Here is a 13,097-nt window from a genome sequence, read left to right as displayed (position 1 = left end):
AGAAGCCCCACTCACCCGCACCCGCCGACGAGACACGCACCCCACCCCCCTACCGCGCACCCCACGGCACCCCCGGCGCCCGAAAGTACCCAACCCCCAACGCATCCCACCGCGCCCCCTGCGCACCCAACCGCACCCGATACCCCTCCCAGTCGAGCGCACCCACCGGCGACCACCCCAACTCGGCAACCCCCACCACCCTCGGGAACGCCATGTACTCAACATCCTCCGAGGTCACGATCGTCTCGCTCCACAACGGCGCCTCGACCCCCCGGACAGCCCCCGCCGGCACCCCCGCCAGATAGGCCCCCGGATCCCAGTCGTACGCCCGCCGCACATCCACGTACCCGGCCCAGTCCAGCCCCAGCGGCGTGTCCTTGTCGTACTTCATGTCGAGGTAGATCCGGTCGGCGGGCGACAGCACGATCCCCGTCCCGTTGCGCGCGGCGGCGGCCACCCGCTCCTTCTCCTCCGCACCCGTGCTGTCCAGCCCCCAGTACTGCGCGAGAGCACCCCGCGCCGGCGCGGCCCCGGTCAGCTGGTGCCAGCCGACCACGGTCTTGCCGTACCGCTCGACGACCGGCTGCACCCGGTCCATGAACTTCGCGTAGTCCTCGTGGCTGGTGGAGTGCGCCTCGTCGCCGCCGATGTGGAGGTACCGCCCCGGCGTGAGCGCGGCCAGCTCCCGTACGACGTCGTCCACGAAGTCGTACGTCACGTCCTTGTCGACGCACAGGGAGCTGAATCCGACCTCGGTGCCGGTGTAGAGCGGGGGCGCGACACCGTCGCAGTTCAGCTCGGCGTAGGAGGCGAGCGCCGCGTTGGTGTGACCCGGCATGTCGATCTCGGGGACGACCTCCAGGTGACGCGAGGCCGCGTACCGGACGATCTCCTGGTAGTCGGCCTTGCTGTAGTGGCCGCCGGGGCCGCCGCCGACCTGCGTGGAGCCGCCGTACGAGGCGAGGCGCGGCCAGGAGTCGATCGCGATGCGCCAGCCCTGGTCGTCGGAGAGGTGCAGATGCAGCTTGTTGAACTTGTAGAGCGCCAACTGGTCGATGTAGCGCTTCACCTGGCCGACGGTGAAGAAGTGGCGGGAGACGTCCAGCATCGCGCCGCGCCAGCCGTAGCGCGGGGTGTCCTCGATCGTGCCGCCCGCGACCAGCCAGGGGCCCGGCTGCACGGAGTCCTTCTCGACGGCGGCGGGCAGCAGTTGGCGCAGGGTCTGGACGGCGTGGAAGAGCCCGGCGGGCGCGCGGGCGGTGAGGGTGACGCCCAAGCGTCCGCTCCGCAGCCGATACCCCTCCTGGCCGAGACCCGTCTCCCCGGGGGCCAACCGGAGGCGGATTCCGGCCTCCTGGCGTTCGGTCACCGGCAGCCGGTATCCCGTCGAGGGCCGCAGGATCCCGGCGAGGTACTCCCCCACCCGGTGAGCCTCGGGGCCGCCGTCCACGACGATGCGCGTACCGCTCGTCAGCCGGTACGGCTCTCCGTCGGCCCGGACCGAGGCGGGGGCCGGGATCACCCGCCCCAGCGGGACGGTGGCGGCGTCGGCAGAGGCGTCGGCAGGGGCGTTCTCGGACACGGGCGTGGCTCCCACGGCGAAGATCCCGGCCGCCACCACCAGCAGCAGCGAGCCGAGAAGGCGGGTCGATCCGTGGTGCGATCTCACGACGAGCTCCCTCCACTTATCGAACTGTGCGCCTCCCACCATCGCCTCTCCACCCCCTTCAGGTCTAGACCATCTCTCCTCGCAGCCGATGGAAGAATCCCCGCATGGCGGAAATCCTCCAACGGGACGGCACGTGGACCTTCGACGGCGACACCCTGCGGCTGACCCCGGGCCGCGACAAGAGCGTGAGCCTGCTCCGCAAGACCCTGGGTGAACTCGCCGTCCCGCTGGGCGCGTTGGCGGGCATCTCCTTCGAGCAGGGCAGGAAGTCGGGACGGCTGCGGCTCCGGCTGCGCGACGGCTCCGACCCCCTCCTCCAGGCGACCGGCGGCCGGCTCACCGACACCGACGACCCGTACCAGCTGAGCGTCGACGCCGACCGGTACGGCGTCGCCGAGTACTTCGTGGACGAGATCCGCAACGCGCTGCTCCTGGACGAGGTGCCGACCGACGCGGTGGACACCTATCTCCTCACCGGTCCGGCCGTCCCGCTCTCCGTCTCCGCCGGGGACGGCACCGCGAGCTTCGACGGCGACCGCGTACGGCTGGAGTGGAACTGGAAGACCGAGGACGCGAAGGCCGCGGCCGGAGCGCGGACACTGTCACTGACGGACATAGCGGCCGTCGAGTGGCATCCCTCGGTCGGCCTGGAGAACGGCCACCTCCGCTTCACCGTGCGGAACGCGCCGACCAAGGCCCCGCCCAAGTACGACCCCAACTCCGTCGAGCTGTGGGGCTTCAAGAAGGACCCGCTGATGGCCCTGGTCGCGGCGGCCGTTCAGGCGCGGCTGCCGCATCCGGCGGCCGCGGCGCCGCAAGAGCTCACTCCGCCCCCGTCGCCCCGGGACCGGGCCGCCCCCGAGGAGGACCACGACGCCCTGCTGCGCCGCCTGCGCGAACTGGGCGACCTGCACCGGTCCGGAGTGCTCACGGACGAGGAGTTCACGTTGGCCAAGCAGGCGGTCCTCAAACGCCTCTGACGTCTTGGGCGCAACGGGATACGGGACCCTGTGCGGACAGCGCACGAACAGCCACTCATAACACGCTCAACGTTCCCCCAAGGGTCAGTAACAGTACCCTGCCCGATATCGGGCAGAATTCTTGCGAAACGCCCTCCGGTACCCCAGGATCTACCGAGTGCACGACGAACTTGTTGATCATTTGACGCGATCCTCGCCCCTCAACCGGGGCGAGGCGCTGCGTGTGATCCAGGACGTGCTCGCCTACTTCGACGAGACGACCGAGCAGTACGTCCGTCGCCGCCACCGCGAGCTCCAGGCCCAGGGCCTGGTGAACGCGACGATCTTCGAACGGATCGAGGCGGACCTGAAATACCGGGCGGTCGCACCGCCGGAGCTCACGCTCAGGCAGCTGCGCCGCATCGTCTACGGCTGAAACGGGATACGTATATATGTGCGGGATTGTCGGTTACATCGGCAAGCGCGACGTGGCGCCGCTGCTCCTGGAGGGCCTGCAGCGCCTGGAGTACCGGGGCTACGACTCCGCGGGCATAGTCGTCACCTCGCCCAAGACGGCCGGCCTGAAGATGGTCAAGGCCAAGGGCCGGGTCCGGGACCTGGAGGCCAAGGTCCCCGCGCGCTTCAAGGGCACCACCGGCATCGCCCACACCCGCTGGGCGACCCACGGCGCCCCGTCCGACGTGAACGCCCACCCGCACATGTCGGCCGACAACAAGGTCGCCGTCGTCCACAACGGCATCATCGACAACGCCTCCGACCTGCGGAAGAAGCTCGAAGCGGACGGCGTCGAGTTCCTCTCCGAGACCGACACCGAGGTCCTCACCCACCTCATCGCCCGCTCCCAGGCCACCACCCTGGAGGAGAAGGTCCGCCAGGCGGTGCGCATCGTCGAGGGCACGTACGGCATCGCCGTCATGCACGCCGACTTCAACGACCGCATCGTCGTGGCCCGCAACGGCTCCCCGGTCGTCCTCGGCATCGGCGAGAAGGAGATGTTCGTCGCCTCGGACATAGCCGCTCTGGTCGCCCACACCCGCCAGATCGTCACCCTCGACGACGGCGAGATGGCCACCCTCAAGGCCGACGACTTCCGCACCTACACCACGGAGGGCACCCGCACCACGGCGGAGCCCACCACCGTGGAGTGGGAGGCCGCCTCGTACGACATGGGCGGCCACGACACCTACATGCACAAGGAGATCCACGAGCAGGCCGACGCCGTGGACCGCGTCCTGCGCGGCCGGATCGACGACCGCTTCTCCACCGTGCACCTCGGCGGCCTCAACCTGGACGCCCGCGAGGCGCGCCAGATCCGCCGCGTCAAGATCCTCGGCTGCGGCACCTCGTACCACGCGGGCATGATCGGCGCCCAGATGATCGAGGAGCTGGCCCGCATCCCCGCGGACGCCGAGCCGGCGTCGGAGTTCCGCTACCGCAACGCGGTCGTCGACCCCGACACCCTCTACATCGCCGTCTCCCAGTCCGGCGAGACCTACGACGTGCTGGCGGCCGTCCAGGAGCTGAAGCGCAAGGGCGCCCGTGTCCTCGGCGTGGTGAACGTCGTCGGCTCGGCGATCGCCCGCGAGGCGGACGGCGGCATCTACGTGCACGCGGGCCCCGAGGTCTGCGTCGTCTCCACCAAGTGCTTCACCAACACCACGGTCGCCTTCGCCCTGTTGGCGCTGCACCTGGGCCGCACCCGTGACCTCTCCGTCCGCGACGGCAAGCGGATCATCGCGGGCCTGCGCAAGCTCCCCGCCCAGATCTCCGAGATGCTGGAGCAGGAGGAGGAGATCAAGAAGCTGGCCGAGCAGTACGCCGAGGCCCGCTCGATGCTCTTCATCGGCCGCGTGCGGGGCTACCCGGTGGCCCGCGAGGCCTCCCTGAAGCTCAAGGAGGTCTCCTACATCCACGCGGAGGCCTACCCCGCCTCCGAGCTCAAGCACGGCCCGCTGGCCCTCATCGAGCCCGCCCTCCCGACGGTCGCCATCGTCCCCGACGACGACCTGCTGGAGAAGAACCGCGCCGCACTGGAGGAGATCAAGGCCCGCAGCGGCAAGATCCTCGCCGTCGCCCACCAGGAGCAGGAGAAGGCCGACCAGACGATCGTCGTCCCCAAGAACGAGGACGAGCTGGACCCGATCCTCATGGGCATCCCGCTCCAACTCCTCGCCTACCACACGGCCCTGTCCCTGGGCCGCGACATCGACAAGCCCAGGAACCTCGCCAAGTCGGTCACGGTCGAGTAGGGACACACCCCGGTCTCAAGAGGACGGACCCCCGCGTGATGCCAACCATCACGCGGGGGTCCGTTCGGTACGCCGGGGTCGCCCAACCCCGACGCCGCTGCCAACTACCCGTGGCCGTCACACCACTCCGTCCGGCATCACGCGGGTTATGCCCTTCACAAAGACACAAACACCCCTACGCGCCAGTAGACTTACGCGTTTCCGAAAGCGGCGCGGACCGCCCGGAAAGGCGGCGGGGGATGCGCGAGGGAACGACGACGACCGGCCGCCGCGCGGTCAGGGAATGACGATGACCGGCCGCTGCGCCCGCTTGGCGAGGCGCCCGGCGACGGACCCGAAGATCCGCCCGACGATCCCGTGCGTCGACCCGACGACGATCGCGTCGGCCTCGTACTCCCGGCCCACCTCTTCGAGTTCGTGGCAGATGTCACCACCGCGCTCGACGAGGATCCAGGGCACTTCGACGAGATAGTCGGCGCAGGCGAGCTCCAGTCCGAGGACCTCGGTGCGGTGATCGGGGACGTCGACGAAGACGGGCGGCTCACAGCCGGCCCAGACGGTCGTGGGCAGCCGGTTGGCGACGTGCACGATGATCAGGCCCGAACCGGAGCGGCGGGCCATGCCGATGGCGTACGCGAGGGCACGCTCACTGGACGTGGAACCGTCGAAGCCGACGACGACGCCGTGCTTGAAGGCGGGGTCGCAGGAGGGGCGTGCCTCTTCCGCCGCAAGGGGCTCTGCCGCCGCGTGATCGGCGACGGGCCGCCGCTTGCGGTCCGCGGAGTCGAAGAATTCGTGACCGGCCATGGGTGTCTCGGCGTTCGGATCCTCGTGGATGGGACGACGTGGATGGGACGTCGGTGCGCGGCGGAGCCGTGTCCGGGAATCATCTTCCCAACCCCATACCCCCAAGGGTACGACCGCACGCCTCCTCCGCCCAGATCCCGCACCGGCTGCGCGGGGTTCCAGGGAGCATGCACGAGCACCGCCCCGTAACGCAATGGTTGCTGCCACGTACAGCCGGTTTCCACAGGAAGGTGGGCCGGGCCGCCCCGGAGGGCGGCACGACAGCACTCCAGGACCGCACCCCCACGGCAACCCGATCAAGCAGCACCAGTGACCGACGGGTCGAACACGCGTTGAACCCCCGTAAGCCGATCCCGAGGGAGCCAGGAGGGAGCCCGCAGTGCCCGCCCACCGCACAGCACACCGGACCGCACCCCGCACAGCACCCCGCACCGCGCCCCCGTCCGACTCCGCCCCCGCCCCCACCCCCGCCCTCGAAGCCGCACCCGACAACATCCCCCCGGCCACGCCCCCGCCCCCGACGCCCGCCGACACCGCCACGGACGTGGTTCGCTGGGCGGCGTTCAGCTGCGTCCTCGTCCCGATCGTCCTCGTCTGGTACGGCACCTCGCTCGCCGGCGCCACCGGCGCGGCCCTCGGTCTCGCCGCGGTCACCGGCGTCTGCCGCGTCCTGCTCCGCCAGTCCGAGCGCGGAGCGGCCCGCGCCACCGCCGCCCGTTCGATGGCCGAAGATCGCGCCTCCTCGCGCGGCCGGCGCGGACGCTCCCCCTCCGGGGCGCACGGGGGCGGACGGAACTCCGGCCCGAGTACGCCGGTCGACTGACCGGTTTCCGCGCACACCCCCGTATCTTTTCAGCCAACTTCGGCCACCTGCACGTCCCTTGGTCGAACACCCCTCCACCCCCCGTTCGACCTGCACTGAAAGGGGTCCAGAGCCCGCGCGCACCCTACGTGGACCGGCCACTGGGACAAGGCGCACTTCCCTGCACGGCCCACGAGTGCAACGCTTCGTGATCGAATGCTTTACGCCAAGTTGCCATGTCGACAATGTGCCGGTTGGCGATCTGGTCACGCCGGCACCACGGGACACAGTAGATTCGATCATGACTGTCTTACGGCGGGGGACTCGTGCAGGACCAAGGGGAAACGTGCAGGAGCGACACAACCGAGGAGCCGCGACCACCGAGGGGGGCTTAGCAGTATGAGCCACGACTCCACCGCCGCGCCGGAAGCCGCGGCCCGGAAGCTGTCCGGGCGACGCCGCAAGGAGATCGTCGCGGTGCTGCTGTTCAGCGGCGGCCCCATCTTCGAGAGTTCCATACCACTGTCGGTGTTCGGGATCGACCGCCAGGACGCCGGCGTACCGCGCTACCGCTTGCTGGTGTGCGCGGGCGAGGAAGGCCCGCTGCGGACCACAGGGGGCCTGGAACTCACCGCACCGAACGGCCTGGAGGCGATCTCGCGTGCGGGCACGGTGGTCGTGCCCGCATGGCGTTCGATCACCTCACCGCCACCGGAGGAAGCGCTCGACGCACTGCGCCGAGCGCACGAAGAGGGTGCCCGCATCGTCGGCCTGTGCACCGGCGCGTTCGTGCTGGCCGCCGCGGGCCTGCTGGACGGCCGGCCCGCGACGACACACTGGATGTACGCGCCGACGCTGGCCAAGCGCTATCCGTCCGTCCACGTCGACCCACGAGAACTCTTCGTGGACGACGGGGACGTACTCACCTCGGCCGGCACCGCGGCCGGAATCGATCTCTGTCTGCACATCGTGCGGACGGACCACGGCAACGAGGCGGCAGGGGCCCTGGCCCGGCGTCTCGTCGTGCCACCACGTCGATCGGGCGGCCAGGAGCGCTACCTCGATCGGTCTTTACCCGAGGAGATCGGCGCCGACCCGCTCGCCGAGGTCGTCGCCTGGGCGCTGGAGCACCTCCACGAGCAGTTCGACGTGGAGACGCTCGCGGCACGGGCGTACATGAGCCGTCGTACGTTCGACCGCCGGTTCCGCTCGCTCACCGGGAGCGCTCCCCTGCAGTGGCTGATCACTCAGCGCGTACTGCAGGCGCAGCGTCTCCTGGAGACGTCGGACTACTCGGTGGACGAGGTCGCGGGGCGGTGCGGCTTCCGTTCGCCGGTGGCGCTGCGCGGGCACTTCCGGCGGCAGCTGGGTTCGTCCCCGGCCGCCTACCGGGCGGCGTACCGGGCACGGCGGCCGCAGGGCGACAAGCCCGGTGACCACCACGACGGCCCGCACGGTGTGCCGGGGCCGTCCCCGATGGCGCCGGAGCACGCGCCGGTGCCGCTCCAGGCCCGACGCACGGCCGCGGCGAGCGCCCTGGCGCCGTCGGCGTCCCTCTCCACGGAGGGCGCCAAGCCGGAGCTGTACGCGACGGGCCGCCTGCCGGGCCAGCGCAGCGCGCCGTAGCGGTGTAGTGCTCACGGCTCGTACCGGCCCTGCGGCCCGGTCCCGCACCTGATCACCCCGTGATCACCCTGGTGCAGGACCGGGCCGTACGGCTGTCACGGGCCGTAAGGTGAGACACATGAACGATCGCATGGTGTGGATCGACTGCGAGATGACCGGCCTCTCGCTGTCGGACGACGCGCTCATCGAGGTGGCCGCCCTCGTCACCGACTCCGAGCTGAACGTGCTCGGCGAAGGAGTCGACATCGTCGTCCGCCCGCCGGACTCGGCGCTGGAGACGATGCCGGAGGTGGTGCGCGAGATGCACACCGCGTCCGGCCTGCTCGACGTGCTGGCCGGCGGCACGACGCTCGCCGACGCCGAGGAGCAGGTCCTGGCGTATGTACGGGAACACGTGAAGGAACCGCGCAAGGCTCCGCTGTGCGGCAACTCGGTGGGCACGGACCGGGGATTCCTCCTGCGGGACATGCCGGCGCTGGAGGAGTACCTCCACTACCGCATCGTGGACGTCTCCTCGATCAAGGAGCTGGCCCGCCGCTGGTACCCGAGGGCGTACTTCAACAGCCCGGAGAAGAACGGCAACCACCGGGCCCTCGCCGACATCCGCGAATCCATCGCCGAACTCCGCTACTACCGCGAGGCGATCTTCGTCCCGCAGCCCGGCCCCGACTCGGACACGGCCCGCACGATCGCCGCGAAGCACGTCCTGCCCGCGGGGTAGCCCGCGCCCCGGGGCCCGTCCGGCCCCGGAACCGCCCCCACCGAAACGTGTGCGCGGGCACCCCTCAGGACCCTGTACACTTTTTCTCGGCCGGTCGGTGAAACCTTCGGATGAACCGCCGGTCATGGTGGGTGTAGCTCAGCTGGTAGAGCACCTGGTTGTGGTCCAGGATGCCGCGGGTTCGAGTCCCGTCACTCACCCTGAGGAACAAGCCCCGATCTGGGAACAGATCGGGGCTTGTTCGTGTGCGGTCGGTCACCCGCCGCGGGCTCAGCAGTCGTCGTAGCGCCAGACCCTCGCCTCACGGGTCCACGGCTCCTGTTTCTGGATCTCGAACCGCTTCACGTCCTTCGGCTCGGAGTCCCCGATGGCCCGCCCGGTCTGCTCGGCCCGTTCGGTCAGCACGGCCATGCCGGCGCGCGTGATCTGCTTCCGGCAGCGCGCGGACAGCATCCCGAAGGTGGTGTCGGGCTCGTCCGCGAAGTACGCGGCGGGCCTGGCCCCCGACTCCCTCACGGCGAAGGACCTCAGCTACGCAGCCACGCTCCCCTGAACTCCCTCACGCCGGCGAAGCGTTGAGCCGGGTCGGGGTGCGTGGCCCGCTCCAGGACCGCCAGTTGGGCCGCCGTACCCCGCCAGGCGCTCTCCTCGTCGCCCGCGTCGAGCAGCAGCCGTGCGGTGCGGCCCAGCGCGTGGACCGTGGTGCGGGAGTCGATGGTCGCACCGCGTTCGAACTCCTCCGGCGCCATGAAGCGCGTGGAGCCCGGCAACCGCTCGGCGTCCAGCACGAAGGGGCCGGGACGGTACTCGTCGAGGTCGACCAGACGCATCTTCGCCGCCGCGAAGTCGTACAGCAGGGCCCCGTCGTAGAGGTCCACGGCGACGTACCCGGCGGCCTCGACAGCGAGATGGGCGTTCAGGACGTCAGCGAAGGCCGCCTCGATCCGGTCGACGGGCAGGGAGCGGAAGCGTGCCATCGGGCTGCCGGGGCTCGTACGGTCCCCTCGGCCGCGCTCCGCCGGGTCGTACAGCACCTCGCCGTCCCGCCAGGGCATGACCACGGCCGTCCCGTCCCGCAGGGCGATCCGATGCACCTGCGGGACGATCACCGGGTGCCGCACGGCCCGGTGGAAGCCCCACGCCCGCTCCAGCGACCGTCGGCCCACGGCAGCGATCGCCGTCTTCACGAACCACCGCTCGCCGCGGTCCGGCAGCCGCACACCGTAGGCCACGCACCCCGAGTCCTGTTTGCCGAACACCCGGAAGACGTCGCCGATCCGGGCCAGGTACGCCCCCAGGGGCTCCTCGACCCGGTCGACGTTCAACAGCGGATGACCGCCCGCGCTTTCCCCACCACCGAGCTGCTCCATGAAGGCCAGGCTGCCGGACGCACGGCCCGGCGTGCGAGGCCGCCGCTACAACTGCTCCCCTCTCGACCGTGCGTTGCTCCGGGCGACGCCTTCCCTCAGCGCCTCGGACCGAGTCACCGGCCTGAGCCCTTCCAGCAGGGCGTCCCATTCCCGGCCGCCGCCGACCGGCCGCAGTTGGACGTACGGGCCGACGAAGCCCATCACCCTGCCGATCCGCCCGCTTCGCGCGTCCCGAACGGTGTCACCGAGGTCCACCCCCAGCGGGTCGGGGCGGCGGGGAGGTTCACAGACGCTCATCACGCCACCGCCTTCGCCACCGCGCCGACCACATGCTCATCGAGGTCGATACCGAAGTCCGCCGCGAGCACCAGGGCGAGCCGCCGCCGGGACTGCCGGGCCTGTTCCCGCTCGGACTCGACGACGTAAGGCCGGACCATGACGGTGGCGCCGCCGTCGAGCGGTCCGTGGAGGCCGTACGGGGATCGCTGGGCCGGGAGTCGTCGCGGGGCAGGGGGCGACGCATCCGTTCGTGGGGGCGGAGGGGATCCGGCGGTGCCGCCGGGAAGCACGGCCCGGCGCCTGCCGGTGCCGGGGGCGAGTACGCCCAGGGCCCACCGCAGGAACGCGTGGATAATGCTCACTGTCGTCAGCTCCTTCGAAGCTGGTGGCCACGCCCCCGGACGTTCGCCGCGTCGCGGGGGTCGTTTCGTGTCACACCCGACGTTAGCGCAACCTGGTCATGCCCTGCCATGGCATGACACAGAAGAACCCTGTTTTGCATGGGCACATACGGTCTAGCCATGGTGGACATCCCCAAGGGCTACGGCCCGGACGACGAGCTGGATCCGGAAGCGGCCGACCCGCTGTACCTGCAGCTCGCGGCAGTGCTCATCTCCCGGATCGGCAACGGCACCTACGCACTGGGCCGCGCGGTGCCCGGCGTCGACCGGCTGATGCAGGAGTTCGGGATCGCCCGCGGAACGGCCCGCAAGACCTTGGTGCTGCTGGCCGAGATGGGTTACGTACGGACGGTCGTCGGCAAGGGCTCGTTCGTCATCGAGCGCGCGGTCGCCGAGTCAGCCGACGACGCCGAATCCGCCGGTTGACACAACGTCGTCACCAGCCCCGTTCGAGCAGCCCGCAAGCGGGGCGCGCCCCGCGCCCGCGCTCAGGAGGAATCCCGCTCCACCAGCTCCGTGGGCAGCACGACCTGCCGCCGCTCCAACCCCCGCGACACCGCCGGGCGGCGGTCCGCGATCTCGTCGAGGAGGAGGTCGATCATGGCCCGGCCCATCTCCACTATGGGCTGGCGAACGCTCGTCAGCGGGGGATCCATGTGGCGGGCGATCGCCGAGTCGTCGTAGCCGACGAGGGCGACGTCGTCAGGTATGCGCAGGCCCGCCTCGCGCAGGACCTGGCGGGCGCCCGCCGCCATGACGTCGGACTCGACGAAGACCGCGTCGAGGTCCGGGCAGCGGGCCAGGAGTTCCCGCATCGCCCTGCGGCCGCCCTCCTCCGTGAAGTCACCGGGGGCGATCAGGCGCTCGTCGACCTCGCGGCCCGCGTCCTCCAGGGCGTCGCGGTAGCCCTCGATGCGCCGCTGGGCACCGTAGACGTCGAGGCGCCCGGTGATCGTGGCGATGCGGGTGCGGCCCCGCGCGATCAGGTGCTCCACCGCCGAGCGGCCGCCGCCGTAGTTGTCGGAGTCGACGGAGGGGAGCGTCTCGTGCTCCGAGCGCGGGCCGCTGATCACCGCCGGAATTTCCAGTTGCGACAGCAGATCGGGAAGCGGGTCGTCCGCGTGCACCGAGACCAGGAGGACACCGTCGACGCGGTGCGCGGCGAGGTACTGGGCCAGCCGGCGGCGCTCCCGGTCGCTGCCCGCGAAGATCAGCAGGAGCTGCATCTCCGTGTCGGACAGCTGGGCGCCCACGCCCTTGAGGATGTCGGAGAAGTACGGTTCCGCGAAGAAGCGGGTCTCCGGCTCGGGCACGACCATCGCGATCGCGTCCGTGCGGTTCGCCGCGAGCGCGCGGGCCGCCGTGTTGGGGACGTAGCCGAGTTCCGCGACGGCCGCCTCGACCGCCGCACGGGTCGCGTCACTGACCCTGGGCGAGCCGTTGATCACCCGGGACACCGTCCCCCGGCCCACACCGGCCCGTGCGGCGACCTCTTCCAACGTCGGCCGCCCACCGCTCCGGCCTCGTGCTCCGTGGCCTGCCACCATGGTCGCCTCCCGTTCACACCGCGCTGGCGTGGAATCTAACAGTCCTGATCCTCGTACGACGTACGGGAAGTGCTCGGCCGGGTCACGGCGCCGTCGGTGACACCGGCCCGGCTCCCGCGCCGACCGCCTCGCCGACTCCCCGGCGGCCTCCCGTCCGCGACGAACGGCCGGCAGGCCGCCGACCGGACACCGACCGGATACCGATCGGCCGCCGACGGCCGGTTACACGAGTCCAACAGTGCCGCCGCCCCGGAACCCGGCGGTCCGGTGCGGGTCCGGTGCGGGTCCGGCGTGGACCCGGGGGCGGTCCGACGCCGCCGGCCCGTCCGTCCGTACCTGCCCGAACACCCCGCGCCCGGACCTTTCACGCCGATCCCAGAAGCCCCGCGCGGGCCGACCCGGCCGATTTCGGACATGACCGGCCGCCGGCACCGGGTTAGTTAACAGCCCGATAACCGAAGACATCTCTCCGCGCTCGCTCCCTTGACACCCCCGCACGAACCGACGACCCTTCAACACATCACTCGTGGGAGCGCTCCCACAGTACCTGGCACTTACACAACCCGCACGTTCCCCGCCCGAGCCGCAGCATGAACTAACGGGCCCAACAACGCCGTTGGCCGGGGGGTCGGCACGTCAGGGCATC

14 protein-coding genes and 1 tRNA gene are annotated in these 13,097 nt (G+C 70.8%); 8 read left to right on the top strand and 7 right to left on the bottom strand.

Annotation, left to right across the window (positions count from 1 at the left end; genetic code table 11):
* Window positions 1-49 precede the first annotated feature (49 nt).
* Window positions 50-1,669: a beta-N-acetylhexosaminidase gene (locus K1J60_RS28000; RefSeq protein WP_259407947.1), complete on the bottom strand. Its 1,620-nt coding sequence runs from the start codon at window positions 1,667-1,669 to the stop codon at window positions 50-52.
* A gap of 104 nt (window positions 1,670-1,773) precedes the next feature.
* Between K1J60_RS28000 and K1J60_RS27995 the strand changes: the two genes are divergently transcribed.
* The 3 genes from K1J60_RS27995 to glmS all read left to right on the top strand — a co-directional run bounded on the left by K1J60_RS27995 (window position 1,774) and on the right by glmS (window position 4,898).
* Window positions 1,774-2,649, top strand: a complete 876-nt coding sequence (locus K1J60_RS27995; protein ID WP_220648605.1) for a DUF4429 domain-containing protein — start codon at window positions 1,774-1,776, stop codon at window positions 2,647-2,649.
* A 157-nt stretch (window positions 2,650-2,806) separates the two neighbouring features.
* Window positions 2,807-3,064: a hypothetical protein gene (locus tag K1J60_RS27990; RefSeq protein ID WP_220648604.1), complete on the top strand. Its 258-nt coding sequence runs from the start codon at window positions 2,807-2,809 to the stop codon at window positions 3,062-3,064.
* A gap of 16 nt (window positions 3,065-3,080) precedes the next feature.
* Entirely contained in the window at window positions 3,081-4,898 is a 1,818-nt protein-coding gene (gene glmS, locus K1J60_RS27985; protein WP_220648603.1) for a glutamine--fructose-6-phosphate transaminase (isomerizing), read from the top strand.
* 276 nt (window positions 4,899-5,174) lie between these two features.
* On the opposite strand, the gene K1J60_RS27980 is transcribed toward glmS, so the two are convergent.
* Complete coding sequence (locus K1J60_RS27980; RefSeq protein ID WP_033531240.1) at window positions 5,175-5,705, bottom strand: universal stress protein; 531 nt, start codon at window positions 5,703-5,705, stop codon at window positions 5,175-5,177.
* Window positions 5,706-6,198: 493 nt separating this feature from the next.
* On the opposite strand from K1J60_RS27980, the gene K1J60_RS27975 reads away from it, so the two are divergent.
* From K1J60_RS27975 to K1J60_RS27960, 4 genes are all read left to right on the top strand, one after another.
* On the top strand, window positions 6,199-6,528 hold the full coding sequence (locus K1J60_RS27975; protein WP_220651733.1) for a hypothetical protein: 330 nt from the start codon (window positions 6,199-6,201) through the stop codon (window positions 6,526-6,528).
* A gap of 378 nt (window positions 6,529-6,906) precedes the next feature.
* A complete protein-coding gene (locus K1J60_RS27970) occupies window positions 6,907-8,133 on the top strand; it encodes a helix-turn-helix domain-containing protein (RefSeq protein WP_033531239.1) in 1,227 nt (408 codons plus the stop codon).
* 118 nt (window positions 8,134-8,251) lie between these two features.
* On the top strand, window positions 8,252-8,854 hold the full coding sequence (orn, locus tag K1J60_RS27965) for an oligoribonuclease (protein ID WP_220648602.1): 603 nt from the start codon (window positions 8,252-8,254) through the stop codon (window positions 8,852-8,854).
* Window positions 8,855-8,981: 127 nt separating this feature from the next.
* Window positions 8,982-9,054: transfer RNA gene (locus K1J60_RS27960), tRNA-His, on the top strand.
* Window positions 9,055-9,124: 70 nt separating this feature from the next.
* Here the strand turns inward: K1J60_RS27960 and K1J60_RS27955 are convergent.
* From K1J60_RS27955 to K1J60_RS27940, 4 genes are read right to left on the bottom strand one after another with little or no spacing between them, the layout of a single operon-like run.
* Entirely contained in the window at window positions 9,125-9,370 is a 246-nt protein-coding gene (locus K1J60_RS27955) for a hypothetical protein (protein ID WP_259407946.1), read from the bottom strand.
* Window positions 9,371-9,381: 11 nt separating this feature from the next.
* The gene (locus K1J60_RS27950) at window positions 9,382-10,224 is read right to left on the bottom strand and encodes a serine/threonine protein kinase (protein ID WP_220648601.1); all 843 of its coding nucleotides are present in this window, start codon (window positions 10,222-10,224) and stop codon (window positions 9,382-9,384) included.
* A gap of 45 nt (window positions 10,225-10,269) precedes the next feature.
* On the bottom strand, window positions 10,270-10,521 hold the full coding sequence (locus K1J60_RS27945) for a hypothetical protein (RefSeq protein WP_259407945.1): 252 nt from the start codon (window positions 10,519-10,521) through the stop codon (window positions 10,270-10,272).
* Entirely contained in the window at window positions 10,521-10,865 is a 345-nt protein-coding gene (locus K1J60_RS27940; protein WP_220648600.1) for a hypothetical protein, read from the bottom strand. Before K1J60_RS27940 ends, K1J60_RS27945 begins: the two co-directional genes overlap by 1 nt.
* A gap of 159 nt (window positions 10,866-11,024) precedes the next feature.
* Between K1J60_RS27940 and K1J60_RS27935 the strand changes: the two genes are divergently transcribed.
* Window positions 11,025-11,330 carry a GntR family transcriptional regulator gene (locus K1J60_RS27935; protein ID WP_220648599.1) on the top strand — a complete coding sequence of 102 codons (306 nt, stop codon included), beginning with the start codon at window positions 11,025-11,027 and terminating at the stop codon, window positions 11,328-11,330.
* Between the two features lie 62 nt (window positions 11,331-11,392).
* On the opposite strand, the gene K1J60_RS27930 is transcribed toward K1J60_RS27935, so the two are convergent.
* Window positions 11,393-12,448 (bottom strand): LacI family DNA-binding transcriptional regulator, encoded by a 1,056-nt coding sequence (locus K1J60_RS27930; RefSeq protein WP_220651731.1) that lies wholly within the window; start codon window positions 12,446-12,448, stop codon window positions 11,393-11,395.
* Window positions 12,449-13,097 lie beyond the last annotated feature (649 nt).

This window comes from Streptomyces akebiae, from assembly GCF_019599145.1.
Lineage (GTDB): Bacteria > Actinomycetota > Actinomycetes > Streptomycetales > Streptomycetaceae > Streptomyces > Streptomyces akebiae.
The sequence above is the reverse complement of the archived record's forward strand: the minus strand, read 5'-3'. Positions and strand labels throughout refer to the sequence as shown.